Origin of the sequence: Donghicola eburneus (genome assembly GCF_900115865.1) — a bacterium.
Lineage (GTDB): Bacteria > Pseudomonadota > Alphaproteobacteria > Rhodobacterales > Rhodobacteraceae > Donghicola > Donghicola eburneus.
In genome coordinates this window covers 116,180-141,712 of the sequence record NZ_FOXY01000002.1, presented here as the reverse complement: position 1 = coordinate 141,712, position 25,533 = coordinate 116,180, and the positions used below count along the sequence as shown (strand labels likewise).

The 25,533-nt window shown below is 60.6% G+C and carries 24 protein-coding genes, 1 tRNA gene and 1 pseudogene; 18 read left to right on the top strand and 8 right to left on the bottom strand.

Features of this window, described 5'->3' with window-relative positions:
- Positions 1-4 precede the first annotated feature (4 nt).
- Complete coding sequence (locus tag BM225_RS03325; protein ID WP_092463841.1) at positions 5-1,516, bottom strand: hypothetical protein; 1,512 nt, start codon at positions 1,514-1,516, stop codon at positions 5-7.
- Positions 1,506-1,655 carry a hypothetical protein gene (locus BM225_RS21765; protein ID WP_177218568.1) on the bottom strand — a complete coding sequence of 50 codons (150 nt, stop codon included), beginning with the start codon at positions 1,653-1,655 and terminating at the stop codon, positions 1,506-1,508. Before BM225_RS21765 ends, BM225_RS03325 begins: the two co-directional genes overlap by 11 nt.
- A gap of 123 nt (positions 1,656-1,778) precedes the next feature.
- On the opposite strand from BM225_RS21765, the pseudogene BM225_RS03320 reads away from it, so the two are divergent.
- Both BM225_RS03320 and aroB read left to right on the top strand, forming a co-directional pair.
- Positions 1,779-2,333, top strand: a pseudogene (locus BM225_RS03320) (shikimate kinase); the annotation flags it as partial.
- The gene (gene aroB / locus BM225_RS03315) at positions 2,326-3,438 is read left to right on the top strand and encodes a 3-dehydroquinate synthase (RefSeq protein WP_092463838.1); all 1,113 of its coding nucleotides are present in this window, start codon (positions 2,326-2,328) and stop codon (positions 3,436-3,438) included. The pseudogene BM225_RS03320 and the gene aroB, both read left to right, overlap by 8 nt.
- A 124-nt stretch (positions 3,439-3,562) precedes the next feature.
- Here the strand turns inward: aroB and ssb are convergent, their stop codons facing one another.
- A complete protein-coding gene (ssb, locus tag BM225_RS03310; RefSeq protein ID WP_072706938.1) occupies positions 3,563-4,078 on the bottom strand; it encodes a single-stranded DNA-binding protein in 516 nt (171 codons plus the stop codon).
- Between the two features lie 147 nt (positions 4,079-4,225).
- Here ssb and BM225_RS03305 point away from each other — a divergent pair, with 147 nt between their 5' ends.
- Positions 4,226-4,834, top strand: a complete 609-nt coding sequence (locus BM225_RS03305) for a lytic transglycosylase domain-containing protein (RefSeq protein WP_476696313.1) — start codon at positions 4,226-4,228, stop codon at positions 4,832-4,834.
- Here BM225_RS03305 and BM225_RS03300 read toward each other — a convergent pair.
- From BM225_RS03300 to miaA, 3 genes are all read right to left on the bottom strand, one after another.
- Positions 4,818-6,500 (bottom strand): ABC transporter substrate-binding protein, encoded by a 1,683-nt coding sequence (locus tag BM225_RS03300; RefSeq protein WP_072707258.1) that lies wholly within the window; start codon positions 6,498-6,500, stop codon positions 4,818-4,820. The genes BM225_RS03305 and BM225_RS03300 overlap by 17 nt on opposite strands.
- Positions 6,501-6,627: 127 nt before the next feature.
- Positions 6,628-7,479, bottom strand: coding sequence for a helix-turn-helix domain-containing protein (locus BM225_RS03295; RefSeq protein WP_083595702.1), 852 nt, complete (start codon positions 7,477-7,479; stop codon positions 6,628-6,630).
- 68 nt (positions 7,480-7,547) lie between these two features.
- The gene (miaA, locus tag BM225_RS03290) at positions 7,548-8,441 is read right to left on the bottom strand and encodes a tRNA (adenosine(37)-N6)-dimethylallyltransferase MiaA (protein ID WP_092463835.1); all 894 of its coding nucleotides are present in this window, start codon (positions 8,439-8,441) and stop codon (positions 7,548-7,550) included.
- A gap of 101 nt (positions 8,442-8,542) precedes the next feature.
- Here miaA and pyrH point away from each other — a divergent pair, with 101 nt between their 5' ends.
- From pyrH to lpxB, 13 genes are all read left to right on the top strand, one after another.
- Positions 8,543-9,277, top strand: coding sequence for a UMP kinase (gene pyrH / locus BM225_RS03285; protein ID WP_072706937.1), 735 nt, complete (start codon positions 8,543-8,545; stop codon positions 9,275-9,277).
- An 87-nt stretch (positions 9,278-9,364) separates the two neighbouring features.
- Complete coding sequence (frr, locus tag BM225_RS03280) at positions 9,365-9,928, top strand: ribosome recycling factor (protein WP_072706936.1); 564 nt, start codon at positions 9,365-9,367, stop codon at positions 9,926-9,928.
- Positions 9,929-9,951: 23 nt separating this feature from the next.
- Positions 9,952-10,677 (top strand): isoprenyl transferase, encoded by a 726-nt coding sequence (locus BM225_RS03275; protein ID WP_072706935.1) that lies wholly within the window; start codon positions 9,952-9,954, stop codon positions 10,675-10,677.
- Positions 10,674-11,441, top strand: a complete 768-nt coding sequence (locus tag BM225_RS03270) for a phosphatidate cytidylyltransferase (protein ID WP_072706934.1) — start codon at positions 10,674-10,676, stop codon at positions 11,439-11,441. The genes BM225_RS03275 and BM225_RS03270 overlap by 4 nt, the downstream gene beginning before the upstream one ends.
- On the top strand, positions 11,438-12,607 hold the full coding sequence (dxr, locus tag BM225_RS03265; RefSeq protein ID WP_072706933.1) for a 1-deoxy-D-xylulose-5-phosphate reductoisomerase: 1,170 nt from the start codon (positions 11,438-11,440) through the stop codon (positions 12,605-12,607). The genes BM225_RS03270 and dxr overlap by 4 nt, the downstream gene beginning before the upstream one ends.
- Before the next feature lie 9 nt (positions 12,608-12,616).
- Entirely contained in the window at positions 12,617-13,948 is a 1,332-nt protein-coding gene (rseP, locus tag BM225_RS03260; protein ID WP_072706932.1) for an RIP metalloprotease RseP, read from the top strand.
- A 68-nt stretch (positions 13,949-14,016) separates the two neighbouring features.
- Complete coding sequence (locus tag BM225_RS22270) at positions 14,017-14,148, top strand: hypothetical protein (RefSeq protein ID WP_276326922.1); 132 nt, start codon at positions 14,017-14,019, stop codon at positions 14,146-14,148.
- A gap of 101 nt (positions 14,149-14,249) precedes the next feature.
- Positions 14,250-16,574 (top strand): outer membrane protein assembly factor BamA, encoded by a 2,325-nt coding sequence (gene bamA / locus BM225_RS03255; protein WP_072706931.1) that lies wholly within the window; start codon positions 14,250-14,252, stop codon positions 16,572-16,574.
- Positions 16,574-17,155: an OmpH family outer membrane protein gene (locus BM225_RS03250; protein ID WP_072706930.1), complete on the top strand. Its 582-nt coding sequence runs from the start codon at positions 16,574-16,576 to the stop codon at positions 17,153-17,155. The genes bamA and BM225_RS03250 overlap by 1 nt, the downstream gene beginning before the upstream one ends.
- A 64-nt stretch (positions 17,156-17,219) precedes the next feature.
- Complete coding sequence (fabZ, locus tag BM225_RS03245) at positions 17,220-17,690, top strand: 3-hydroxyacyl-ACP dehydratase FabZ (RefSeq protein WP_072706929.1); 471 nt, start codon at positions 17,220-17,222, stop codon at positions 17,688-17,690.
- Positions 17,687-18,484 (top strand): acyl-ACP--UDP-N-acetylglucosamine O-acyltransferase, encoded by a 798-nt coding sequence (lpxA, locus tag BM225_RS03240; RefSeq protein WP_072706928.1) that lies wholly within the window; start codon positions 17,687-17,689, stop codon positions 18,482-18,484. Before fabZ ends, lpxA begins: the two co-directional genes overlap by 4 nt.
- The gene (locus BM225_RS03235; protein ID WP_072706927.1) at positions 18,484-19,296 is read left to right on the top strand and encodes an LpxI family protein; all 813 of its coding nucleotides are present in this window, start codon (positions 18,484-18,486) and stop codon (positions 19,294-19,296) included. Before lpxA ends, BM225_RS03235 begins: the two co-directional genes overlap by 1 nt.
- Positions 19,293-20,453, top strand: coding sequence for a lipid-A-disaccharide synthase (lpxB, locus tag BM225_RS03230; protein ID WP_072706926.1), 1,161 nt, complete (start codon positions 19,293-19,295; stop codon positions 20,451-20,453). Before BM225_RS03235 ends, lpxB begins: the two co-directional genes overlap by 4 nt.
- A gap of 23 nt (positions 20,454-20,476) precedes the next feature.
- Here lpxB and BM225_RS03225 read toward each other — a convergent pair.
- A tRNA-Gly gene (locus tag BM225_RS03225) sits at positions 20,477-20,550 on the bottom strand.
- A gap of 56 nt (positions 20,551-20,606) precedes the next feature.
- On the bottom strand, positions 20,607-22,640 hold the full coding sequence (locus BM225_RS03220; protein ID WP_072706925.1) for an ASKHA domain-containing protein: 2,034 nt from the start codon (positions 22,638-22,640) through the stop codon (positions 20,607-20,609).
- A 202-nt stretch (positions 22,641-22,842) separates the two neighbouring features.
- Between BM225_RS03220 and guaB the strand changes: the two genes are divergently transcribed.
- Entirely contained in the window at positions 22,843-24,294 is a 1,452-nt protein-coding gene (guaB, locus tag BM225_RS03215) for an IMP dehydrogenase (RefSeq protein ID WP_072706924.1), read from the top strand.
- A 75-nt stretch (positions 24,295-24,369) separates the two neighbouring features.
- Entirely contained in the window at positions 24,370-25,533 is a 1,164-nt protein-coding gene (locus BM225_RS03210; RefSeq protein WP_072706923.1) for an RsmB/NOP family class I SAM-dependent RNA methyltransferase, read from the top strand.

Sequence of the window (25,533 nt, the reverse complement as noted above, 5' to 3'; positions counted from 1 at the left end):
GCCCTCAGACAGTCTCCAATAGCAACAGCTGTAGCGCGACCGAGCGCGCGGTGCCGACAAGTCCAACTGCCCGAAAGAGCGAAAGCGCCTCTGTGATCTGGCGCGGATCGCTGCGCAGGTCCTGAGACAGCTTGGCCATTGCACTCAGGATCGCTTCGCCAATGGCGCCGTTGTCGATCATGGCTTGCAACTGGCGCGAAGGATCGTTGGTAAATCCGTCGTAGATCGCCCGAAGTTGCGGTTGCGAGGGCGGCCTGTCCGGCATCTGCCCAGAGGCGATGGCGCGCAGCATCGCGTCGGTCGGCGTGATGTTGGGCAAACGTCGCGCGGCTTCCTCATAACCGGGAGACAAGAGCGCAACCTCAAGCGCCTGACGTTCATGCGCCCCATTCAGGTCAATGTCCAAAAGCCGAGTGCCGAAGAGGCGGGCAAAGGGTACCTGTAGGCCGACTTCGCCCATACGGTTCCACGCGTCTGGCAGCGTGCGGATGATCGCCTGCTTATCGCGGCGGTTCAAAGCGGTTTCAAACCGCTGTACCGCTTCGACGCGATCCCAGACGCCACCGGATGCAGCGGGCAAACGGGCGGAATAGATGCCAAGGAAGCTGTTCTCGGACAGGGCGCCAGCACGCGCAAGACGCTCTGCTGCCTCAAGCTGTGCTTTCCAACCCGCCACGGGGCGCAGGTCTGCGTGGGCAAAGGCGCGGGGCAGGGGAGCAGTTGGCATACGCTCGCCGATCGCCTCGAACATGCGAAATTCCAGCGGTGTGGGCACATCCGGAAAGGCCAGCATGTCGTCTGCTTCGAAAAGGTCAGGATCAAGGAAACGCGCAAGCAGCGCATCCTCGGCAGGGGTCAGCATTCCAAGCACTTCGGCTGTGCCCAGAACCAGTGCTGCGGTGCTCCAGTTTCCGCGCCGTGCCAAACAAAAGATTCGCGCCGGATAACGGGCGGATAGTTCTGGCCTCCGGTCAATCTCCGCGCAGCGCGTGTCTTCGTTGCCAGTCAGCAAAGAAGCATCGAATGCGCGCTGAAACAGCTCTGGCGTGTCGATTCCCGCGCGCTCCATCAGGGCTTCGGCTTGTTCCACGGCACCAAGACGCAAAAGCTGATCCACACGCAATTGTAGAAAATCGCCGGTGCGTTGCAGACCGGTGGGCGCATCGGCCTCGGCCAGTAACAGCGTGAACATCAGGGCGCGAATGGCGGGCAGCTCTGCATTTCCGGCCTGGCGCATCAGGCGGGCCAAATCCTCTGGGTCGCTTTGGGACCACAGGTCTCTGGGGAAGCCGGTGACAGACCGCGCCAACAGTCCAGCCGCATCGGGCGAGGGCCCTCCCAAAGGAGTGACCACCACTTCAGGGATTTCGCTGCTGCCCAGATTGTCTTGGGCCGGGGGCATTGCGATGGGGGTGGCCTCGATCGAGTTCGACAGCCAGTCTATTGCGGACAGGGGCTGCTGCGCGAGCGCAAGCCCCGGCCATAGGGCCACCAGAATGGCGGCCTTATTCCACATGCAGGATGACCTCCTGACGCACTTCATCCGCAGGCGCAGAAAAATCGGCACCCAAAAATGGGCCGACATAGGCATAACAGACCAGCCCGATGCCGCCTAAAACAACCAGATAAAATAACCACTTGATGATGCGCCCCATAGTCCCCTCATTCTCATGTGTTTGGGTTTGGCCCAGATTATATATGGCATTTCCGCCAAGTTCACGTCATTGAAGGCGTCGAATTGCAATTTAGCGTGAACACGCCGACGATCCGAAGCGGGAGCCATGACACTACGCCTTAAAAAGACTGTCGTTCTGATCGGGATGATGGGAGCCGGAAAAACAGCCGTGGGCCGCGCCTTGGCGGAACGCCTGCACGTGCCTTTTCTGGATTCGGACGAAGAAATCGAGCGCGCAGCAGCCATGAGCATCCCTGAAATCTTTGCCCGCGATGGCGAGGATTTCTTTCGTGCCCGCGAAAGCGAGGTCATCTCGCGCCTGATCACGAACGAGGGCGCAATCCTCAGCACCGGCGGCGGCGCATTTCTGCAAGCCCGCAACCGAGAGGTGATTCACGAGCAAGGCGTGTCGGTCTGGCTGGACGCAGAGTTGCAAACCCTTTGGAACCGCGTGCGCCACAAAAATACGCGCCCGTTGCTGCGGACTCGCGATCCAAAGGCGACGCTGACCGAAATCTACCACAAGCGCGTGCCCATCTACGCCAAGGCCGACCTGCGCGTGACCTCTGAGCCGCGCCTGCCGATTCCCGAGATGGCAAACCGCGTGGTCGAAGCTCTGAAAACCCGCCCCGATGTTCTGGAGGTTTGTGATGATTGAAACCGTCTCTGTTCCGCTGCCCGGCCGTGAATACAACATCCGCGTGGGCCAAGGTCTGATCGCCAGCGCTGGTTCCGAAATCGCGCCCTTACTGCGCCGGAAAAAAGTCGCCGTCGTCACTGATGAAAACGTGGGCGCGGTCCATCTGGAAACGCTGCGTGCGGGGCTCGAGGCTGAGGGCATCACCATGACCTCCCTCACCCTGCCCGCAGGCGAAGCGACCAAAAGCTGGCCCCACTTCACCCGCACCGTCGAATGGCTGCTGTCCGAACAGGTCGAGCGCCGCGATGTGGTGGTCGCTCTGGGCGGCGGTGTGATCGGCGATCTGGTGGGCTTTGCTGCTGCAGTCCTGCGTCGTGGTGTCCGGTTCGTGCAAATTCCAACGTCTTTGCTGGCCCAAGTGGACAGCTCGGTTGGCGGCAAAACGGGCATCAATACACCCCACGGCAAGAACCTTGTTGGGGCCTTCCACCAGCCCAGCCTTGTGCTGGCCGATACGGATGCCCTGCAAACCCTGACGCCCCGTGATTTCCTCGCGGGCTACGGCGAAGTGGTGAAATACGGCCTCCTCGGGGATGCGAACTTCTTTGAGTGGCTCGAAAAGAACGCGCCCAAAATGGCTGCTGGTGATGTGGAAGCCCGCATCTACGCGGTCAAACGCTCAGTCGAGATGAAAGCGGAAATTGTCCTGCGCGACGAGACCGAGCAGGGTGATCGTGCGCTCCTGAACCTTGGCCATACTTTCTGCCATGCGCTCGAAGCTGCCACTGGCTATTCAGACCGCCTTCTCCACGGCGAAGGCGTGGCAATTGGCTGTGCGCTTGCCTTTGAACTATCATCGCGCCTTGGTCTCTGCCCGCAAGAGGACCCTTCGCGCCTGCGCCAGCATCTGCGTGAAATAGGCACCAAAGTGGACCTCGACGATATCCCCGGCGATCTGCCCAACGCGGACAAACTGCTCGACCTTATGGGGCAGGACAAAAAGGTCATCGACGGCCAGCTCCGCTTCATCCTTGCCCGCGGCATCGGAAAGGCGTTTGTCACGTCAGACGTCCCCCGCGACATGGTCCGAACGCTCCTCCAAGAAGCGCTCGACGCCCGCTAAATTCCCCAAGGCCCGCCATTTGCGCGGGCCTTGGTGCTTCTTTTTTGCCCAAATACTGACGGCACGCCGCCTGCCGCGAAATTCGAGCAAAAAGAAAGGGGCCCGAAGGCCCCCAACATTCCAATCAGAACGGAATTTCGTCGTCCAGATCACGGCCGCCGCCGCCACCTTGGCCGCCGCCGTAACCGCCACCGCCGTTATCCGATGGGCCGCTATCATAGCCGCCACCGTAGCCGCCACCCTGACCGCCGCCGTAGCTGCCGCCACCGCCGCCTTGGCCACCGTCGTTGCGGCCGTCCAGCATGGTCAGCTCGCCGCGGTAGGGGCGCAGGACGACCTCGGTCGAATAGCGGTCCTGACCGGACTGGTCCTGCCATTTCCGGGTCTCAAGTTGACCTTCGATATAGACCTTCGAGCCCTTGCGCAGATACTGCTCTGCCAGCTTCACCAGCGGTTCCGAAAAAATGGCGACGGTGTGCCACTCGGTGCGCTCGCGGCGCTCGCCCGAGTTGCGGTCCCGCCATGTTTCCGAGGTCGCAATACGCAGGTTGGCCACTTTACCGCCGTTCTGGAAGCTGCGCACTTCGGGGTCGCGTCCCAGATTTCCTACCAGAATAACCTTGTTTACCGATCCGGCCATAGTGGTCCCTTTCGAATCCTTGTTCCGTCGTGTCCCGCGCAGGCTTACACAAAGCCGTGTCCCACTAAAACGCCCGATCCTGTTTGGGTTGGAAAAATCCACAGATTTGTCTAAGGTCCACGGAGTTTTTCCAACGAGGGGCTGTCCATGCGTCTTTCTATGATCCGGACCTTCGCGACGACTGCATTTGTTTTTTCATTTACGACGACATCCTTGGCGACTTTTGCCCATGCGGATACGGCGGGCTCGCGCGCGCGGATGGCGGCGTTTCGCACGCAAACCTCTGTTCTGGATGGGCGAGCGGCTTCGCAATACGCGGCGTCTGTCAAGCTGATGCCGCCTTCGGTGATCACGCCCACCAAATGGGCAACGCCGAAATACGCTGGCCGTTATAGTGGGCCCTATTTGGCAATGGCCAAGAGTGCCGCGCGAAAGCACGGTATCCCCGAGGATTTGTTCGCGCGTCTGGTCCAGCGCGAGTCGGGCTGGAACGCCGGTGCTAAATCCCACAAGGGTGCACTGGGGCTTGCCCAGTTGATGCCTGGCACCGCGCGCTTGTTGGGAGTCGATCCAAATGATCCTGCAGAAAACCTAGAAGGTGGCGCGCGCTATCTGGCCGAACAATACGCCGAATTCCGTGATTGGAAGCTGGCGCTGGCCGCCTACAACGCAGGCCCTCAGGCCGTGAAAAAACACAACGGCGTGCCCCCGTACAAAGAAACCCGCGCCTACGTGAAGGCTATTCTGGGAAACTGACGGGCACCTCTGTCCGGAACCACAGATCATGATGATGCTCCAACGCTTGGTGCATCACGGTTCCGCCGACACCACGCCGCACATGACGGTAGAGTCTGCGCCAATAGGGCAGGATAATTGTGCCGTCCTCAATCATGATCTCTTCGATCTGTGCAATCACTGCCTGCCGCGATTCGATGTCCGTGAGGCCAGAAGCTTCGTCAATCAGGGCATCCAGCTGGGGCAGGGCCACGCCCGACTCGTTCCAGACGGAATCTGATTTGTAACCAAGGCTTAGGATCTGCACTGCAAGGGGCCGCGCATTCCACTGGGTGCAGGACAAACCGTGCTCTTTCCATGCACGGCGAAAGGCTTGCCCATGCAAACGGCGCCGAGTGACTTTTAAATCAGCATCCCGCATTTGCACCGCGAGAGCGTCTCCCGTAGCGGCATTCCAGTCATCATCCACCGTCACCAGTTCAAAGGGCACCGCCCACTGACCCGACTCGGCCAAGAGGGCGCGTGCGCGTTTCGGGTCTCTTTTTGGGATTGGTTGGGCGACATACTCGGGGTGCCGCGGCGCGACGGGATGGTTCTCGCCGACAGTGCCATGATTTGCATATCCGAGCTCCAGAACGATGTTATTGTCGACTGCAGCAGCCAGCGCGCGGCGCACCCGTGGGTCGGCAAAAATGAGTGCGCCGTCCTGCTCAAAATTTCGGTTGGCGCGACAGACCAGCGTGGCCGAAGTGTCGACCTCTGACCGGAATAGGTCCATCGCATCAAACGTTTCGATGTAGGTTGCGCTGCTCTCGTGGACCATGTCGATGCGGTCTTCGGCAAAGGCACGGACAAAGACGGCGGGATCAGTTCCGATATCCACATACTCGATCCGCGCGAGCGCTGGGGTGCCGCCCCACCAGTTGTCACGGCGGCTTAGGACAGCGGATTGCCCCTCGATCAGCAGGTCGATCATGTAAGGCCCCGTGCCAATCGGATTGGCCAATAGGTCTGCACCCGTCTCATCAAACGTGGGGTGAACCACCAGTGCGGGGTAGTCTGTCAGGCTTGCGATGAGCGCCACATCGGGGCGCGACAAATGCAACCTCAGGGTGTGATCGTCCAATATTTCAAGGGCGGACTCGGCCAGCTGTCCTGTCGCCCCATTCATCAGCGCACTCATCCGGTTCGCCATGGAATTGCCTGCCGCAGAGCTGTCGCACCATCGCGAGAAATTGTAAGCGACATCACTTGCGATAAACGGATCGCCGTTCGACCACGAAACATCCTTGCGCAGGTTTAGCGTGTAAGTGCGGGCATCATCGCTGACGTCCCACCCCTTAAGAAGCCAAGGCTCGAACGTGTGATCTGTTCGCCAGCGCACCAGATTTTCGCACAGCCCGCGCGCCACGTTTCCCTGTTCGGGCCAGTCGAAGAGGCGCGGATCGGCAAAGGTCAGTACCCGCATCTGGCAGCGCAGAACCTCGGTCTCAGACAGGACCGGAGCCTCTTGGGCGGGGGCAGAGGTGGGCAGGCCCGCCATAGCCAGAGCCGCGGCTGAAGTCACACCAAGTGACGTCGCATAGGCCAGAAATTCTCGCCGACTAAGGGTTCCCTGATCCATCTGGGTTCGCAGCCCCGCAACGGCGGGATGCAGCGGGGCGTTGGTCAGGGTTTTGCGCGTCATTTCAACCTCTTTGAGCGGAGGACGTCTGTTGGCGAAGGGCAGGGGTGCCATACGCTATCTTGATTGCGCACAGAAAAACGGAGCGGGTCAACCGCTCCGTGATAAAAAGCCCGTTTCGGGATCAGGATCAGGCGGCGGATGTGCGCGCGCGAAACCGTTCTGGCGACTCGCCTGTGACATTCTCGAACGAGCGCGTGAAGTATGCAGGCGAGCTGAATCCCAAATCCTCGGCGACCTGCTGGAAGCTGACCTTGCCGTCGGACAGAGCCTCTTGGGCCGCATAGTGGATGCGCTGATTTAGGATGTCAGAAGCCGAAAGGTCGCACAACTCTTTGCAATACCGTGTTAAATCGGCGGGGGTGTGCCCCAGATCGCTGGCATAATCCGCGATGCCCTTGCCGGATGCATAATTGGCTTCGACCGCCGAGGTATAGGCGTTCACGGCTTTCACAGCTTCGGGGTTGTGAGCGGCTGCGGATTTGGGGCCCTCTTCGCTCTGGCGTTCGAGCCAGACCGACACCAAACCAAGCAGGCAGATGGCTGCGCGTTCTGATCGGGCGCGACGGCTGTCCAGTTCCTGTTGCAGGACTTCCAGATGGCCGGTCAGTTCGCACTGATCAATCGCGTTGCGGACACGCAAGTGCATGGGATGTTGAGGCAAACCGACGTGCAGCGCCGAAGAAATTCGCATGGCGGTGCCATAACACTGGGACCCGCATTCGAATTTCAGCATCGTGCCTGCGGGCACGAAAATGGCGTTGTGACTGTTATATCCGCTGCGTACACCGCTCAGGATCATGCGACCTTGGCCACGCGTGACCCAGATCAGCAAATGGTCCGAATAGCCGCGCATCGCGTTTCGCTTCCAGTCAGGGCCGCAGAAGAATTGGCTCAGAGACTGGAACCGGACAGGCTTGTTGCCATCTCGGATGGGCCATTGTCCCGTTTCGGTCGGATTGATAATCAGTGCACGGTTCATATTTACTAGATCTGTAAGTTTCCAAAAGGGTTTGGAAGACACCCTACACAGCCAGTAGAAGGGCAACTTTAGTCTAGATCAAGCCTAAGCCAGTTTGACATCTTGCTTCTGAGCCAGCTTCTCTGACGCTTTGCATACTGCCTTGTGGCGATAACGGCTTCATTTCTCGCGGTTTCTAAGGGAATACCGCCGTTGACATAGGTGATTAATTCTTTTGCGCCGATGGCCTTGGACGACTGCCATTCGGGGCGCCAGATCGGCGCAATGTCGCGCGCTTCGTCCAATGCGCCCTGTTTAAGCATCAGATCAAAGCGTTTTTCGATCCGGTGATTCAGCCAGTCGCGATCCGGCATAAGTGCAATTGCCTTACAGTTTGCGAGCGGTAACAGCGGCGGCGGGGTGTCATCTTGCCATTCTGCGATGCCGCGACCTGTGGCGCGCAGCACTTCCCACGCGCGCTGGACACGCATCGGGTTCTGTTGGTCCAGCCGGCTGGCGCTACGGGAATCGAGCTCTGCCAACAGAGCTTCGAACCCTTCGGCGGCGACCCGTGCATCTGCCTCGGCACGAATCTCTGGTGGTGTGGCAGGAATTTCGGCCAGACCCTCTGTCAGCGCAGTGAAATACAGCCCCGTGCCTCCGACGATGATCGGGCGCGGGCCATGCGACAAGAACGGCGTGACCTCTCGGAGCCAATGCCCCACGGAATAATCCGCTTCTAGCGGAACGTGGCCGTAGAGGTGATGCGGTGCAATGCTCAGGTCTGCGTCATCCGGACGGGCGGTCAAAACCCGCCACCCTGCAAAAACCTGCAGGGCATCCGCGTTCACAACGATACCTCCCTGAGACTCTGCGATGCGCAAGGCGAGCGCGGATTTCCCACTCGCGGTTGGTCCTGCGATCAAGACAGGCTCGTCCTTGGCGATGGTCGAGATATCAAAGCTGTTCAGCGCATCGGGCAAGTCGGCACTCCGAATTTATAATACCTTGGGTTCTGCATTGATCCCGTGCGCGTTTTCCGACATTTTGCGCCCGACTGAAAGACATCGCCCGAGGATCTTCGATGGATAATACGCCCGACAGCCTGCAGCCCAAGTTTAATCGTGTTCTTCTCAAGATCTCTGGCGAGGCCCTGATGGGCGATCAGGGCTTTGGTCTGCACCCGCCGACCGTCCAGCGCATCGCGCGCGAGGTCAAAACGGTACACGATCTGGGCGTCGAGATTTGCATGGTCATCGGGGGCGGGAACATTTTCCGCGGTCTTTCTGGCTCTGCCCAAGGCATGGAGCGGACAACCGCCGACTACATGGGCATGCTCGCGACGATCATGAACGCACTGGCTATGCAGTCCGCTTTGGAAGAGCTGGGTGTGTTCACCCGCGTGATCAGCGCGATCCGCATGGACGAAGTGGCAGAGCCGTATATTCGCCGCCGCGCCGTGCGTCACCTCGAGAAGAAACGCGTTTGTATCTTTGCCGCAGGCACAGGCAACCCGTACTTCACCACCGACACCGCAGCGACCCTGCGCGCCAACGAAATGGCCTGCGAGGCGATCTTCAAAGGCACCAAGGTCGATGGTGTCTACGACAAAGACCCCAAGAAGCACGCCGATGCAAAACGCTATGACAATGTCACCTATGACGAGGTTCTGGCGCAGCACCTCGGCGTGATGGACGCAAGCGCGATTGCGCTGGCGCGCGACAATAACTTGCCGATTATCGTATTCTCGCTGGACGAGCCCGGTGGCTTCCGCGGTATTCTGGCGGGGCAGGGTACCTACACTTCGGTTCACGGATAAAGACGGCAAGGGGCCTCGGGCCTCTGCCGCAGCAACCAAGACAGGGCATCGCACCTCTCGCGGGCCCCAATCAGGAAAGAGCATAATATGGCTGATGAAGAGTTTGAACTGGACACCGATGATCTGACCCGCCGCATGGAAGGTGCCATGGGCGCTCTGCGTACCGAATTTGCATCGCTGCGGACCGGTCGTGCGTCGGGCTCCATGCTGGAGCCCATCATGGTCGAGGCTTATGGCCAGCGCACTCCGATCAACCAAGTGGGTACCGTCAACGTCCCCGAGCCACGCATGGTCACCATCAACGTATGGGACAAGGGCATGGTCGGTGTCGTTGAAAAGGCGATCCGCGAGAGCGGTCTGGGCATCAACCCGCAGACCAACGGCACCATCATCATGCTGCCGATCCCCGAGCTGAACGAAGAGCGCCGCAAAGAGCTGACACGTGTTGCTGCCCAATACGCAGAGCACGCCCGTGTCGCTGTGCGCAACGTGCGCCGCGACGGTATGGATCAGATCAAGAAAGCCAAGAGCAGCATCTCGGAAGATGATGTGAAGTATTGGGAGACCGAGGTTCAGGAGCTGACCGACCAGTACATCAAGGCCGTCGACGCTGCTCTGGAGACCAAGCAAGAAGAAATTATGCAGGTCTGATTACGAGTATAGGGAGGGTGCGTATGGCGCTCGATTCAAACGCTAAGAACGCACCCGAACATGTTGCCATCATCATGGATGGCAACGGACGTTGGGCGCAAAGCCGTGGCAAGCCGCGGCTTTTCGGCCACCACGCTGGCGCGCGCCGCGTGCGCGAGGTTGTTGAGGCTTGCCCTGATCTGGGTGTGAAGTATCTGACGATCTTTGCCTTCTCGACCGAGAACTGGAAGCGGACACAGGTCGAGGTCGCAGGCCTCATGAGCCTGTTCCGCCGGTACATCACCAAAGAGGCCCGTGCGCTCAAGGACGAAGGCGTGCGAGTCCGCTTTATCGGGGATCGTGTGCGGCTCGATAAAAAGCTTCAGACGCTGATGGACGAGCTCGAGCATTTGACCGAGCACAATGATCGTGTGCATCTGACTATTGCGCTGAATTACGGGGGCCGGGACGAGGTAGCGCGCGCGACCAAGCGTTTGGCCCAGGACGTTGCGGCAGGCAAAGTCGATCCGGAAACCGTGGATGGCGAAACGCTGGCTCGCTATCTGGATACGCACGTTCTACCCGACCCCGATCTGGTCATTCGGACCAGTGGCGAGGCGCGGATCTCGAACTTCCTGTTGTGGCAGTCCGCCTATGCGGAATACGAATTTATTGACACCATGTGGCCCGACTTTTCGCGCGACGTCTTTGCAAACGTTATTGCGGGCTACTGCAAACGCGACCGACGTTACGGCGGTGTGAAAGTATGAGCAACGCTGCAAAATGGGCCGACCTGATCCCGCGCGCGGGCTCTGCCATTGTTTTGTTGGTGGTGGGTCTGGCCTGCGTTTGGTTCGGCGGTCTGTGGTACTCAGCCCTTATCGCCTTGGCCGTGGGCTGCATGATTTACGAGCTACGGCTTCTGGGTAAGGCCCGTGATCACAAGGTCGCTGTTTTCCTCGGCGGGCTTGCGGCGGTCCTGACGTGGTTTCTACCGGTTCTTCCAAACATCACGATCCTGCCTGTGGTCGCTGGCATGATCGCCGCAACGATTGGCGGCGTGCGCAAGCCATTCCCAATCGGGGCGGCCGCTGGTGCAATTATTCTGGCCGGCTTCGTGCTGGTGTCCTTGCGCACCGATGCGGGCATTGTCTGGGTGTTTTGGCTGCTGTTCGTGGTGATCGCCTCGGACGTTGCGGGCTATTTCGTGGGCAAAACCTTTGGCGGGCCGAAGTTCTGGCCGCGCCTGTCGCCCAAGAAAACGTGGTCCGGCACCGTGGGGGGCTGGGTGGCTGCTGGTGTGATCGGGGGGCTCTTTGCGGCGACCACCGGGGCGGGACCGATTCTGATCCCGATCAGCGCTGCAATGGCCTTTGCCGCGCAACTCGGCGATATCGGCGAAAGCTGGCTGAAGCGTCGGGCAGGGGTCAAGGACAGCTCGCGTCTGATCCCGGGGCATGGCGGCTTTATGGACCGGTTTGACGGGCTCGTTGGCGCCTGCATGATCGCTCTATTCGTTGTGGGGGCGCTGTGAAACGCATCAGCATTTTTGGCGCGACAGGGTCCATCGGGCAAAGCACGCTGGATCTGATCGGTCGCCGTATGGACGATTTTCAGGTCGTGGTTTTAACCGGCGGCGCGAATATTGCGCAGTTGGCAGGTGACGCTCTGAAGTTTCGCCCCGAGCTTGTCGTCACGGCCTATCCCGAAAAGATGGACGATCTGCGCGCGGCGCTCGAGGGCAGCGGGATTGAATGCGCCGCAGGGCAGGACGCCTTGGTCGAGGCGGCCACGCGCCCTGCCGATTGGATCATGTCCGCGATTGTTGGAGTTGCGGGACTAGCTCCGGGGCTCAAGGCGCTGGAGCAGGGCACGACCCTTGCGCTAGCCAACAAGGAATCTCTGGTCACGGCTGGCCCCTTGCTGCTGGACACAGCCCGTAAGCATGGGGCCACGATCCTACCTGTAGACAGCGAACATTCTGCGATCTTCCAAGGCTTGGTGGGCGAAGAGATGTCGGCGGTCGAGCGGATCATCATCACAGCCTCTGGCGGTGCGTTCCGCGATTGGCCGATCGAGGATTTGCGCAACGCGACCTGCGCCCAAGCTTCGACCCACCCGAACTGGGACATGGGCCAGAGGATTACCATTGACTCGGCCTCAATGTTTAACAAGGCGCTGGAAGTCATAGAAACCAAAGAGTTTTTCGGCTGTGATCCCAAGATGATCGAGGTTCTGGTCCATCCCGAATCTCTGATCCACGCTCTGGTTGGTTTTAATGACGGCGCGCTCATGGCCCATGTGGGCGCCCCTGATATGCGCCATGCCATCGGCTACGCCCTGAATTGGCCGGACCGCGCCCACCTGCCGGTCGAACGGTTGGATCTGGCCGCGATTGGCCGCATGACGTTCCGCGCGCCGGATGACACCCGCTACCCTGCCTTGCGCCTCGCGCGCGAGGTGATGGAAACTGGCGGTCTGTCCGGCGCTGTGCTGAACGGCGCCAAAGAACGCGCGCTGGATCACTTCATCGCCGGTCGCATCCGCTTTACCGATATGGCTGATCTGGTTGCAGGCGCTCTCGAGCAATTGTCGCGTCGGAATACGCTTCATTTGCCGGTTACTCTTGATAACGTCGCTCAACTGGACCATTTGGCCCGTAAGGCGGCGGATCAGATCGCCATGGATTTGGTAACGTAAGAGGCAGTTTTGGATATTCTCGCTTTGGCACCCGGGTTGGGTGGTCTGCTGTACACCATCGCATCGTTCGTTGTTGCACTGATCATCATCGTCGCGGTCCATGAATACGGCCACTATATTGTCGGCCGCTGGAGCGGGATCAAAGCTGAAGTCTTTTCGCTGGGGTTCGGGCCGGTGCTGGCGTCGCGTGTGGACAAACACGGCACGCGCTGGCAAATCGCTGCGCTTCCCCTTGGCGGCTATGTCAAATTCTTGGGTGACAGCGACGCGGCGAGCGGCAAGGACGCGGAGGCCATAGATGGCCTGAGCGATGCCGACCGTAGGCACACGATGCATGGAGCCCCATTGTGGGCGCGGGCGGCGACCGTCGCTGCGGGCCCTGTGTTCAACTTTATTCTTTCGATCCTGATTTTTACGGCAGTCATCCTGTGGGAAGGTCAGCCCAAAGAGCCCCTGACCATCGGCCAACTGCAAGACCTGCCTGGCAATGTCACGTTGCAAGCGGGCGATACCCTGCTGTCGATTGGTGGCCTCGACCTCCCCGAAGAGGGACTGTCCGCAATTCGTGCCGACCTGCCCAAAGAGGGATCGCTCGAATATGTCGTGCTGCGCGATGGCCGCGAGGTTACGGCATTTGGTCCGAATCCCTATCTTCCTTTGGTCGACCAAGTCGCGCCGCGCTCTGCCGCGTACGAGGCGGGGATTCGCCCGGGCGATGTGATCACCGCTGCGGACGGCGTGCCGGTGTATGCGTTCAGCCAGCTGGTAGATGTGGTCAAAGACGCCGAAGGCGCACCGATCAGCCTGTCTGTCTGGCGTGATGGGCAGGATCTGGACATCACATTGAACGCCAAGCGCGTTGACGAGCCGCTGCCCGAAGGGGGCTTTCAGACCGTCTGGCGGATCGGCGTCGTCGGCGGGCTGTTCTTTGGTGCGGCAACCGAGTCGGTTGGCTTGACCGAGTCGCTCGGCGCAGGTGCAGCGCAGCTGTGGTTCCTGATCGAGGGTTCGGTCTCTGGGCTGTGGCACATGATCACCGGAGCGATCAGCACATGTAACATGTCGGGTCCTGTCGGGATCGCCGAAGTGTCTGGTGCGATGGCATCGCAGGGGGCGCAGAACTTCATCTGGTTTATCGGATCACTGTCAGCGGCTGTAGGCCTGCTGAACCTGTTCCCTGTGCCGGTTCTGGATGGCGGGCACCTTGTGTTCTTTGCCTACGAAGCTGTCGCGAGCAAACCCCCGAGCGACAAAGTCCTGCGTGTGCTGATGGCAGCTGGTCTCGCTTTGATCCTGTCGCTGATGGTTTTCGCGCTGGGGAACGACCTGTTCTGCCCGTAACGCCCAAATTATGACGTAATCAGAAATTACAGAAAGCCTCACGCGACTGTATCGAGTGAGGCTTTTCTATGACTGCATTGACCCAAGGGTACCGCAGCCTGTCTTTCCTTGTTGGGATCAACTGGGACCGCCTTTTGTTCCCGCTTGGCGTGCTGGCCGGATTGGCCGTTGGCGCGGGGATTGGCGGCTATCTAGTCTAAAGCGATGACAAAGACGCCATATGCTGCGGTTGGTTTTTGACAAGCGTCCCATATCCCGATAGTCACACAACCAATTGAGATGATTTGACGGGGTCACTGCCATGACCGAATTTCCTCGCCGTAAGGCAGGCGGTTTTGCCAAAGCTGCAGGCCTGATGGCCAGCGTTGCTGTACTTTCTACCTTTACCAGTGTTGTTGCCACGCCGACGGTCGCTGTAGCTCAGAGCTTCGCGTTCAATTCGGTCGAGATCGACGGGAACCAGCGGATCGAGGATGCAACCATCCTGTCCTATATGGGGATCGCGCGGGGCCAGACGGTCTCGGCCGCCGAGGTCAACGCAGGTTTCCGCCGTCTTGAGGATAGCGGCCTGTTCGAAAGCGTTGACGTGCAACCGCGCGGGAACACCTTGGTGATCAATGTCGTGGAATACCCGACGGTCAACCGCATCTCGTTCGAGGGCAACCGCCGTCTGGACGACGATGCCATCTCGGAAATCATCGAGTCGCAGGAACGCCGCGTTCTGAACCCCTCGCAGGTGGAACGCGATGCGGCCCGCATCGCCGAGGCGTACAGCCAGCAGGGCCGTCTGGCCGCGCGCGTGCAGCCCCGCATCATTCGCCGCAGCGATAACCGCATTGATCTGGTCTACGAAGTTTTCGAAGGCGACGTGTCCGAGATCGAGCGCATCAGCTTTGTCGGCAACCAGGCCTACTCGGATCGCCGCCTGCGCGGTGTTCTAGAGACTAAGCAGGCTGGACTGCTGCGCCGCCTAATCCGCCGCGACACCTATATCGAGGACCGTATCGCGTTTGACCGTCAGGTTCTGTCGGACTTCTACGCGGCCCGTGGCTATGTCGATTTCCGCGTGCTGAGCGTGACGCCCGAGTTGACTCGCGAGCGCAACGGCGTGTTCCTGAACTTCAACCTTGAAGAGGGGCAGCAGTTCCATGTTGGCAACGTGACGGTGTCGTCAGAGCTGGCGAACGTCGATCCCGATCTGTTTGCAGAGGCGCTGCGTATTGAAACCGGCGACGTCTATTCGCCCACGCTGGTCGAAAACTCGATCGCGCGTCTGGAGCGTTTGACCGTTCAACAGCAGTTGCAGTTCGTCCGCATCGAACCGCGCATCACCCGCAACGACCGTGATCTGACTCTGGATGTTGAGTTCGTTCTGTCTCGCGGCCCGCGCGTGTTCGTCGAGCGGATTGATATCGAAGGCAACACCACCACGCTGGACCGCGTGATCCGCCGCGAATTCACCGTTGTCGAAGGCGATCCCTTCAACCCGCGTGAAGTTCGTCAGGCTGCTGAGCGTATTCGCGCTCTTGGCTTCTTCTCCGAAGCGGACGTCGACGCACGCGAAGGGAGCAGCCCAGATCAGGTCATCGTTGATGTGGACGTGACTGAGCAGCCTACAGGGTCGATCTCGTTTGGTGCGAACTACTCGACATCCGATGGTGTTGGTCTGGTTGGTTCATTCAGCGAGCGTAACTTCTTGGGCCGCGGCCAGTCGCTGCGCGTATCGCTTGGTAACTCGAGCAACACCTCGACGGCTGGAATCCAGTTTGTCGAGCCTGCGTTCTTGGGCCGTGACCTCGCGTTCGGCCTGAACCTCAGCTACTCGAACAACACCGCTGACTACGCCGAATATTCGAGCAACATCGGTATCTTCGAGCCGTCGTTGACTTTCCCCGTCAGCGAAAACGGTCGCCTTCAGGTCCGTCTCAAGGCCGAGTATGGCGAGATGTATGACGTGGACGACGAGGCCAGCGTCATCATCCAGAACGAAGCTGACGAAGACGCGCTCGAGGCCGGTGGCGCAGGCTATACCTACAGCTACGACACGCGCACCACTGGTCTGAACCCCAACGCAGGGGTGTTCCTGTCGTTTGGTCAGGACTTCATGGCGGGCAACGATGTCCAGTATGTCGAAACCAACATTCGCGCGCAGGCGCAGGCCTTTGTTCTGAACGAAGAGGTCGAGCTGCGTGCGACATTCGAAGCGTCGAACCTGACCTTTAGCCAAGGCTCCAGCCGCGCGTTCCAGCGCTACTACCTCGGCAGCCGCTACATGCGCGGTTTTGAAGGCGGCGGTATCGGTCCGCGTGACGCGTCCGAGGATGCCGCACTTGGCGGTAACAACTTCGCGGTCGCGCGTTTCGAGGCGGAATTCCCCATCGGTCTGCCCGAAGAGTACGGCGTCTCGGGCGGTGTGTTCTATGACATCGGCTCGCTCTGGGGTCTGGATAAGACCTACAATGCCGACGTGCGGTACGAAGACTTCAGCCTGCGCCAAGTGGCAGGTGTGTCGATTTTCTGGGATACGCCGATTGGTCCGCTGCGCTTTAACTGGTCGGAGCCGATCGAGCGCCGCGCGCAGGACAAACCGCGGACCTTTGAATTCACCATTTCGGCTGAATTCTAATGCGTAGGGCGATTGCTGCACTGGCTGCGGCCTTGTTGTGCGGTGTTGCCCCCGCCACCGCGCAGACACTTGATTTCGGGGAGGGGCAGCCGGTTCAGGCTGCCCCTTCGGCCGTTCTGGTGGTCGATTTTGATCGGGCCTTCCGCGAGAGCCTGTATGGCCAGCGCGTTCTGGCAGAAATTGAACGACGCCGAACCGAGATCGCGCGCGAAAACAATCGACTGACGGCGGAGCTTGACGCCGAAGAGGCCGAGCTGACCGAGCAGCGCAACACCCTAACGGTCGAGGAATTCCGTGCCCGCGCCGATGCCTTTGACGAGAAGGTTCAGGCGATCCGCCGTGAACAGGACGCCAAAGCCCGCAACTTTGGCCGCCTGACAGAGACCGCGAATAACCGTTTTCTGGAACTCGCCCGCCCGATCTTGGTCGAGATTCTGGGGCGCCATAATGCGACTTTGCTTGCAGACAGCCGCAGCTATTTCATCGTGTTGGATCAAGCGGATGTAACAGATGAAGCCATTGCTGAAATAAACGCGCGCATCGGGGCGGGCGAAACGGCAGAATCCGGCCAGTCCGAGTAGGGCGCTTGCTCGACCTTTTCCAACTTGGTACTCAGCCTTCAAAATGACATCAGAAGGTACAGCCATGACTGAGCCCCGCACCACCGCCGACATCGACCTGATCCAGCGTCTGCTGCCGCACCGCTACCCGTTCCTGCTGGTAGACAAAGTGGTCGACATTGACGGCATCCAGTCTGCCAAGGGCATCAAGTGCGTGACCATGAATGAGCCGCACTTTCAGGGGCACTTCCCCGGCAACCCGATCATGCCCGGCGTCACCATCATCGAGGCTATGGCCCAGACCACTGCAGTGATGGTCGGCACGAGCCTGAACCTCGAAGACAAGAACATGCAGATCTACTTCATGGCGATCGACAACTGCAAATTCCGCCGCATGGTCCGCCCCGGCGACGTGCTGGAAATGAACGTGGAACTGGTCCGCGGCAAGCCCGGCGGCAAGGTCTGGAAATTCAAAGGCAAAGCGACCGTTGATGGCGAGCTGGCGGCCGAAGCAGATTTCACCGCGATGATGGACATGCCCAAGGACGCGGCATGAGCATTGATCCCACAGCACAGGTTCACGCCTCAGCCGTGATCGAAGAGGGCGCGGTCGTAGGCGCAGACTGTGTAATTGGCCCGTTCTGCGTGGTTGGGCCGCAGGTCAAGCTGGGGCAGGGCGTTGTCCTGAAATCCCACGTGGTTATGGCGGGCGATACCGAGATCGGCGATGAGACTGTGATCTTCCCCTTTGCCTGCATTGGCGAGGTCCCGCAGGATCTGAAGTTCAAGGGCGAGAACACCAAACTGGTCGTGGGCAAGCGCAACCGCATCCGCGAGGGCTGCACCATGAACCCCGGTACCGAAGGTGGCGGCGGGATCACCAAGGTGGGCGACGATTGTCTGTTCATGACCGGTGCCCATGTGGGGCACGATGCGATCGTGGGCAACCGCGTGATCATGGCGAACCAGGCCGCTTTAGCCGGTCACTGCCACGTCGAAGACGATGTGATCATCGGCGGCCTGTCGGGCATTCACCAGTGGGTGCGTCTGGGCCGCGGCGCGATCATTGGCGCGGTCACCATGGTGACCAACGATGTGCTGCCCCACGGTCTGGTCCAAGGCCCCCGTGGCAAGCTGGATGGCCTGAACCTTGTTGGTCTGAAACGCAAAGGCGTTGCTCGCGAGGATATCACCGCGCTGCGCGCTGCGTTCCAGACGCTGGCACAGGGCGAGGGCACCTTCCACGAGCGTGCCAAGCGCATCACCGAGGATAGCGACAGCGAATACGTCCGCTACATGGCGGAGTTTATCCTCGGGGCGACAGACCGTTCGTTCCTGACGCCCAACTGATGGCGCGTCTTGGGATATTGGCTGGGGGCGGTGCGCTGCCCCCCGCGATTTTGCAGGCGCATCCTGACGCCTATGTGCTGACCTTTGCAGGCGTCCAGCACTTGATGGGGCCCGATGCCCCGGTGTTTCCCATCGACCGGATTGGAGCCATCTATGCGGCGCTGCGCGAGGCTGGCGTGACCGATGTGGTCTTTGCTGGCGGCCTGTCGCGCCCTGCGCTGGACCCTGCGCAATTTGACGACGATATGCGCGCCTTGGCGCCCCATCTGTTGGCCGCGATGCAGCAGGGGGATGACGCTGTGCTACGCTTAGTCGTTCAGACGTTTGAGGACCAAGGCTTTGCTGTCCGTGGTGCCCACGAAGTTTTGCCCGCTCTAACCGCCTACGCTGGTCTGGTTGCAGGGTCACAGCCGACCGACGCCGACATGGCGGATGCCGCGTGCGGTTTTGAAATTCTGGCGCAAACCGCTGCTCTGGACATCGGGCAGGGCTGCGTGGTGGCGAATGGTCTGTGTCTGGGGTTTGAGACGCTCCAAGGCACCGACGCCATGCTGCGCTTTGTCAGTGAAACGCCCGAGAAATTGCGCCATGCGGCTAAGGGCGGCGTGCTGGTGAAGACCCCGAAAGCGGGTCAGGACCTGCGGGTTGATATGCCTGCCGTCGGTCCTGATACCTTGCGCGCTGCGGCCAAGGCGGGCCTGAACGGCATCGTCATCACTGCGGGTAACGTCGTGGTGCTGGACCGTCCTCAAATCGCGAAAGTCGCTGAGGATGCTGGCGTCTTTCTTTGGGCTGCGGAGCCACAGGCATGAAAATCTATGTGATCGCGGGCGAACCTTCGGGCGATGCCTTGGGCGGTGCGCTGATGGACGGGCTGAACAGCCTTGTGCCCGATATCCAGTACAGCGGTGTGGGCGGTCCGTTGATGCAGGCCCAAGGTCTGACCAGCCAGTTCCCGATGGAGGAACTGAGCCTGATGGGCATCGCCGAGGTGCTGCCGAAATACTTCCACCTGAAGCGTCGCATCCGTGAATGCGCCGAAGCTGTGATTGCGCAAAAACCGGACGTGATGATCACCATCGACGCGCCTGATTTCTGCCTGCGCGTGGCCAAACTGGTCAAAGCCATAGCGCCCCACATTCGTACCGTTCACTACGTCGCCCCCAGCGTTTGGGCGTGGCGTCCCAAGCGGGCGGACAAGATGGCGAAGTGCATTGATCAGGTGCTGGCGCTGTTACCGTTTGAGCCGCCCTATATGGAAGCGGCGGGGATGGAGTGTGACTTTGTCGGCCACCCCATCGCGACCCAAGAGCAAGCTACTGACGCCGAAGCAGACCAGTTCCGGTTGCACTACGGGATCGGCGAACAGCCTTTGCTGCTGGTACTACCCGGCTCGCGTCGGTCAGAGGTCACACGCCTGTCCCCTGTCTTTCAAGAGGCTGTCAAAGGCGTGCTGGAGCGCGTACCAGATCTGCAAATCGTGCTCCCCGCCGCGCCTGCGGTGGCAGGCCTGATTGAGGCGTCCAAAGAGCTGTGGCCGGAGCGTCTGATTGTCCTTGATCCGCGTGAGTTGGGCGACAACGCAGACCGTTTGAAAAAGGCGGCTTTCAGAGCGGCAGACATGGCGCTGGCCGCGTCGGGTACGGTCTCGCTGGAACTGGCTGCGGCGCGCACGCCGATGGTGATCGCCTATGACATGAGCTGGCTTAGCCGCAAGATCATCTCGGCCATGCTGCGGATTGATACGGTGACGCTTGTGTCGCTTGTGTCGGATACGCGGGTGATCCCCGAATTGATCGGCGATCAGTGCAAGCCCGAACTGATTGCGCCCTATGTGGCAGAGGTGCTGAACCATCCGGCAGAGCAGATCGCGGCCATGACCACGACCATGCACCGCTTGGGCGAGGGCGGCGAGGCGCCGGGCCTGCGCGCAGCCAAGGCTGTTCTTGCAGGTTTGCACCACACCTGAAGCACTATCGATATCAAGAGGACTGGAGCGGGTAGCGGGAATCGAACCCGCGCCAAGAGCTTGGGAAGCTCGTGTGATACCATTTCACCATACCCGCATCACTGACAGGCGAGATACGTTTCGCAATCCCGCCCGTCAAGAGGCTTGTGCTGATTAACGCCGGCGACGCTTGCGTCCGCCGCCATCGCCACCACCTGTGTTGAAGCTGACATCGGGCAGGGTGACAATCTGCGATAGGTTCGGGAAGGCGTCTGTCTTGTGGGGGATCGCGTTCGCGTTGACGAAATGCTCTTGGAACTTCGGCTCGATCGCGGTCTCGACCTTGGTGATCTGGCGCACGATCTGTTCGATGTCATTGCGCGCACTGACGTTGCACAGGGCGATGCGCGCACCGGTGCCAGCGGCGTTACCAGCGCTGGTGACCTTGTCCAAGGGCACGTCGGGGATCATCCCCAGCAGCATGGCGTGTTTCGGGCTGATATGGGCGCCGAACGCACCGGCCAACACCACGCGGTCCACGGTATCCACACCGCGTTCATCCATCAGCAAACGCGCACCGGCATAAAGCGCCGATTTGGCCAGCTGGATCGCGCGGACGTCGTTTTGGGTCACGGTGATGCGCGGTCCGCCCTTGGCGCTGCCGTCGTGGATGACGTAGGTGTTGGTGCGGCCTTCGGCCTCAATCCGCGAGGTGCCGACTTGCTCTGCGCTGCCGATCAGGCCGCTCTCGTCCATGATGCCGGCACTGCGCATTTCGGCCAGCGCTTCGATGATGCCGGAACCCGCGATGCCGGTGACGCCGCTGCCTGCGGTGGCCTCGGCAAAACCCTCTTCGTCCGACCACAGGTCGCAACCGATGACGCGGAAGCGGGGCTCTTTGGTGTCGGGGTTGATTTCCAGTTTTTCGATCGCACCGGGTGCGGCGCGCTGGCCGCTGCTGATCTGCGCACCTTCGAAGGCGGGGCCGGTGGGCGATGAACACGCCAGTACGCGGGATTTATCCCCCAGAAGGATTTCTGCGTTTGTGCCCACGTCCACAATCAGCACGAGGTCGTCGGATTTGTTCGGTTCTTCGGACAGGGCGACGGCGGCGGCGTCCGCTCCGACGTGGCCCGCGATGCAGGGCAGGACAAAGACCCGTGCGTTCGGGTTCATCTGGTTCAGGTCCATCTCACGTGCGTTCAAGGACACGCTGCCAGAGGTTGCCAGCGCGAAGGGCGCCTGACCCAGTTCTACAGGGTCCAGACCCAGCAGAAGGTGGTGCATGACGGGGTTACAGACGAAGGTCGCCTCGACGATCAGCGATGGCGCGATGCCAGCCTCTTCGGCGATGCCGGTGGTCAGGTCGTTCAGCGCGTCGCGCACGGCGCGGGTCATTTCCTTGTCCCCGCCGGGGTTCATCATCGAATAGCTGACGCGGCTCATCAGGTCCTCGCCAAAGCGGATCTGTGGGTTCATGCGGCCGCTGGAGGCTTTGACCTCGCCGGTGACCAGATCGCACAGGTGCGCTGCGATGGTGGTTGAGCCAAGGTCCACAGCCAGACCATAGAGGCCATCCTCATGTAGCCCCGGCCAGATGTCCAAAAGCTGAACGTGGCTGTCCTGATGGCCTTTGTGAGCGGCTACGGTAACCTTCCATTGACCTTTGCGCAGGGCAGTCTGGAGCTTTGCGAGGAAGGGCAGGGCGGCGGTCACGTCTTCGATCTGCCACTGGTCCCGCAGTGCGTCCTTCAGGCGTTCGAAATCGCCGCTGGGATCGTGCATGTCGGGTTCCTGAACCTCGACGAAATAGAGCTTGGTCGCGGGGTCCATGACGATGTCGCGCTGGGTCGCGGCCTTGCGGACGACCTGTTTGTGCACTTGGCTCTCTGGGGGGACGTCGACCACAAGGTCGCCCTGCACGGTGGCCTGACAGCCCAGACGTCGACCCGCCTTTAGCCCGCGGATACGGTCATAGCGTTCCTCGACAGCGTTGAAGTCGTTCAGCGCGTTCTCGGCCACGTGCACCCCGAATTTGGGGAAGTCGCCATACGAGGGCTGAACCTGACACTTCGAACAGATGCCGCGCCCACCACAAACAGAGTCCAGATCAACCCCGAGCTGGCGGGCCGCTGTCAGCACAGGGGTGCCGATGGGGAACCGCCCCCGCTTGCCCGAGGGGGTGAAAATAACCAGTGCGTCGGTCATGGGAATATTCCTGAAAAGTCTGTTGCGCGCTGCGATCATAGACCGCATCTGGCCAAGGGAAAGGCCGGAAGCGTCAGAAAAACTGTCGCCCCCGACAGACATGCATCCCAGATATGTTGCAGCGCGGCGCAAATAGGGCTTTCCACTTACCCCATTCGGTGCAATAGGGAAGCGCCAAACGAAGCTTCCACGGAGACCCGCCATGAAGATTCGCGAGGCGCTGACCTTCGACGATGTACTGCTTGTTCCGGCCGCAAGTAATGTGATGCCTTCTACCGCTGATACGCGGACGCAGGTGACCAAGAAAATTGCCCTGAACATCCCCCTTCTTTCCTCGGCTATGGATACCGTGACCGAAGCTCGCATGGCGATCTGCCTCGCGCAGGCTGGCGGCATGGGCGTGATCCACCGCAACCTGACGGTTGAGGAGCAGGCCCGCGAAGTGCGCCGCGTCAAGCGGTTCGAGAGCGGGATCGTTTACAGCCCCGTCACTCTGCGCCCCGATCAAACTATGGCGGACGCCAAGGCGCTGATCGAACGCTACAACTTCACCGGCTTCCCCGTTGTTGATGGTGATGGCCGTGTGGTTGGCATTGTTACCAACCGTGACATGCGTTTTGCGACCGACGACAACACCCCCGTCAGCGCGATGATGACCAGCGACAATCTGGCTATTCTGCGCGAACCTGCGGACCGTGACGAAGCCATCAACCTGATGAAATCGCGCCGCATCGAAAAACTGCTGGTGACCGACGCGACTGGCAAGCTGACCGGTCTATTGACTCTCAAGGACACCGAGCAGGCGGTCCTCAACCCCACCGCGTGCAAGGACGAGCTGGGCCGCCTGCGTGTGGCTGCGGCTTCGACCGTTGGCGATGCGGGCTACGAGCGGACGGCGGCTTTGATCGAGTCGGGTGTGGACATGGTTGTGATCGACACTGCGCACGGTCACTCCGAAGGCGTTGGTCTGGCCGTCTCGCGCATCAAGAAAGAATTCGGCGATCGTGCCGAAATCGTGGCGGGCAACGTGGCGACTGGTGCGGCAACCGCCGCTCTGATCGACGCAGGGGCTGACGCGGTCAAGGTCGGCATCGGGCCGGGCTCGATCTGCACCACCCGCATGGTTGCTGGCGTGGGCGTACCCCAGTTGACCGCGATCATGGATTGCGCCGCTGCGGCGGGCGATACCCCGATCATCGCGGATGGCGGCATCAAATTCTCGGGCGATTTTGCCAAGGCGATTGCGGCGGGCGCGAGCTGCGCGATGGTCGGCTCGATGATCGCAGGCACCGACGAGTCGCCGGGCGAAGTGATCCTGTATCAGGGCCGTTCGTTCAAATCCTACCGCGGCATGGGCAGCCTTGGCGCGATGGCGCGTGGCTCGGCCGACCGTTACTTCCAAAAGGACGCAGCAAGCGACAAGCTGGTTCCCGAAGGTATCGAAGGTCAGGTTCCGTACAAGGGCCCCGCAGGCGCGGTTCTGCACCAGCTGGTTGGCGGTTTGCGCGCAGCCATGGGCTACACCGGTGCGGCCACCGTCGAAGAGATGCGCAAGAACTGCGAGTTCGTTCGCATCACTGGCGCGGGTCTCAAGGAAAGCCACGTGCACGACGTGACCATCACCCGCGAGTCGCCGAACTACCGTCTGGGCTAAGGGCCCTTCGGTTCGTTACATTCAGGGGCCGTCCGAAGATCGGGCGGCCCTCTGCCATTTCCAAAGGGGGCGCGTATGACACCTGCCGCACGCATTCAGGCCGCAATCGAAATTCTGGATCAGATCGCCGCGGGCGAGCCTGCGGAAAAGGCACTGACCTCTTGGGCGCGCAGCGCGCGCTATGCGGGCTCTAAAGACCGCGCGGCTATTCGCGATCACGTATTTGACGTTCTGCGCCAGAAACTATCCTGCGCGGCGATTGGGGGCGGTCTGAACGGCCGTGCCCTGATGATCGGAAGCCTGACCCAAGCGGGAACGGATCTGGATAGCGTCTTTACTGGCGAGGGCCATGCGCCAAGTCCTTTGGCAGATGATGAGCGTCCCGATGCACCTGCTCTGGACGTGGCAGAGGCGTGGGATATTCCAGAGTGGCTGCTGCCCTTGTGGCAGAGCAGCCTCGGGGACAAGGCAGCCGAGGTCGCTGAAATCCAGCGCCACCGCGCACCGGTGTTCCTGCGGGCGAACCTGCGCCGCACTACTACCGAAGAGGCGATCATGGCCTTGGCGGCGCAAGAGATTACAGCGCAGCCTCACCCGCTGTCCCCGTCGGCGATTGAGGTCACGGGCAATGCCCGACGGATCAAACAGGCCCCAGCTTACTTGACCGGTGAGGTCGAGTTGCAGGATGCGGCGAGCCAAGCGCTGGTAGACGCGCTGCCGCTGGCAGATGCGAGCAAGGTGCTGGACTATTGCGCGGGCGGTGGGGGCAAGACGCTGGCGATGGCGGCGCTGTCGTCTGCCACGATGCACGCCCACGATGCCAATCCGCGCCGGATGAAGGACCTGCCTGACCGCGCAGAGCGCGCAGGGATCGCGGTGCGTTTGCTGAAAACAAATGAACTCAAAGAGACCGGCCCGTTTGATCTGGTGTTGTGTGACGCGCCGTGTTCCGGTTCTGGGTCTTGGCGCCGCGCGCCAGAAGGCAAGTGGCGTCTGACGCCCGGGGTTCTGGACGAAGTGACGGGCATTCAGGCGCAAATCCTCGAGGATGCAGCGCCTTTGGTCGTGTCGGGCGGTGCGCTAGCCTATGCCACATGCTCTGTCTTGTCCGTCGAAAACCAAGACCAAATCGAAGCGTTTCTGAGCGCGCGACTGGACTGGACGCTGGAAACAGAGCGCAGCTTCACTCCGCTTGATGGGGGTGACGGTTTTTTTGTCGCGGTCTTACGAAAGTCTTAA

Bases quoted from the DNA above. Each gene is read 5' to 3' on its own strand.
- BM225_RS03325 (WP_092463841.1), bottom strand. From the start codon at position 1,516: ATGTGGAATAAGGCCGCCATTCTGGTGGCCCTATGGCCGGGGCTTGCG.
- BM225_RS21765 (WP_177218568.1), bottom strand. From the start codon at position 1,655: ATGGGGCGCATCATCAAGTGGTTATTTTATCTGGTTGTTTTAGGCGGC.
- aroB (WP_092463838.1), top strand. From the start codon at position 2,326: ATGATTGAAACCGTCTCTGTTCCGCTGCCCGGCCGTGAATACAACATC.
- ssb (WP_072706938.1), bottom strand. From the start codon at position 4,078: ATGGCCGGATCGGTAAACAAGGTTATTCTGGTAGGAAATCTGGGACGC.
- BM225_RS03305 (WP_476696313.1), top strand. From the start codon at position 4,226: ATGCGTCTTTCTATGATCCGGACCTTCGCGACGACTGCATTTGTTTTT.
- BM225_RS03300 (WP_072707258.1), bottom strand. From the start codon at position 6,500: ATGACGCGCAAAACCCTGACCAACGCCCCGCTGCATCCCGCCGTTGCG.
- BM225_RS03295 (WP_083595702.1), bottom strand. From the start codon at position 7,479: ATGAACCGTGCACTGATTATCAATCCGACCGAAACGGGACAATGGCCC.
- pyrH (WP_072706937.1), top strand. From the start codon at position 8,543: ATGGATAATACGCCCGACAGCCTGCAGCCCAAGTTTAATCGTGTTCTT.
- frr (WP_072706936.1), top strand. From the start codon at position 9,365: ATGGCTGATGAAGAGTTTGAACTGGACACCGATGATCTGACCCGCCGC.
- BM225_RS03275 (WP_072706935.1), top strand. From the start codon at position 9,952: ATGGCGCTCGATTCAAACGCTAAGAACGCACCCGAACATGTTGCCATC.
- BM225_RS03270 (WP_072706934.1), top strand. From the start codon at position 10,674: ATGAGCAACGCTGCAAAATGGGCCGACCTGATCCCGCGCGCGGGCTCT.
- BM225_RS22270 (WP_276326922.1), top strand. From the start codon at position 14,017: ATGACTGCATTGACCCAAGGGTACCGCAGCCTGTCTTTCCTTGTTGGG.
- bamA (WP_072706931.1), top strand. From the start codon at position 14,250: ATGACCGAATTTCCTCGCCGTAAGGCAGGCGGTTTTGCCAAAGCTGCA.
- BM225_RS03250 (WP_072706930.1), top strand. From the start codon at position 16,574: ATGCGTAGGGCGATTGCTGCACTGGCTGCGGCCTTGTTGTGCGGTGTT.
- fabZ (WP_072706929.1), top strand. From the start codon at position 17,220: ATGACTGAGCCCCGCACCACCGCCGACATCGACCTGATCCAGCGTCTG.
- lpxA (WP_072706928.1), top strand. From the start codon at position 17,687: ATGAGCATTGATCCCACAGCACAGGTTCACGCCTCAGCCGTGATCGAA.
- BM225_RS03235 (WP_072706927.1), top strand. From the start codon at position 18,484: ATGGCGCGTCTTGGGATATTGGCTGGGGGCGGTGCGCTGCCCCCCGCG.
- lpxB (WP_072706926.1), top strand. From the start codon at position 19,293: ATGAAAATCTATGTGATCGCGGGCGAACCTTCGGGCGATGCCTTGGGC.
- BM225_RS03220 (WP_072706925.1), bottom strand. From the start codon at position 22,640: ATGACCGACGCACTGGTTATTTTCACCCCCTCGGGCAAGCGGGGGCGG.
- guaB (WP_072706924.1), top strand. From the start codon at position 22,843: ATGAAGATTCGCGAGGCGCTGACCTTCGACGATGTACTGCTTGTTCCG.
- BM225_RS03210 (WP_072706923.1), top strand. From the start codon at position 24,370: ATGACACCTGCCGCACGCATTCAGGCCGCAATCGAAATTCTGGATCAG.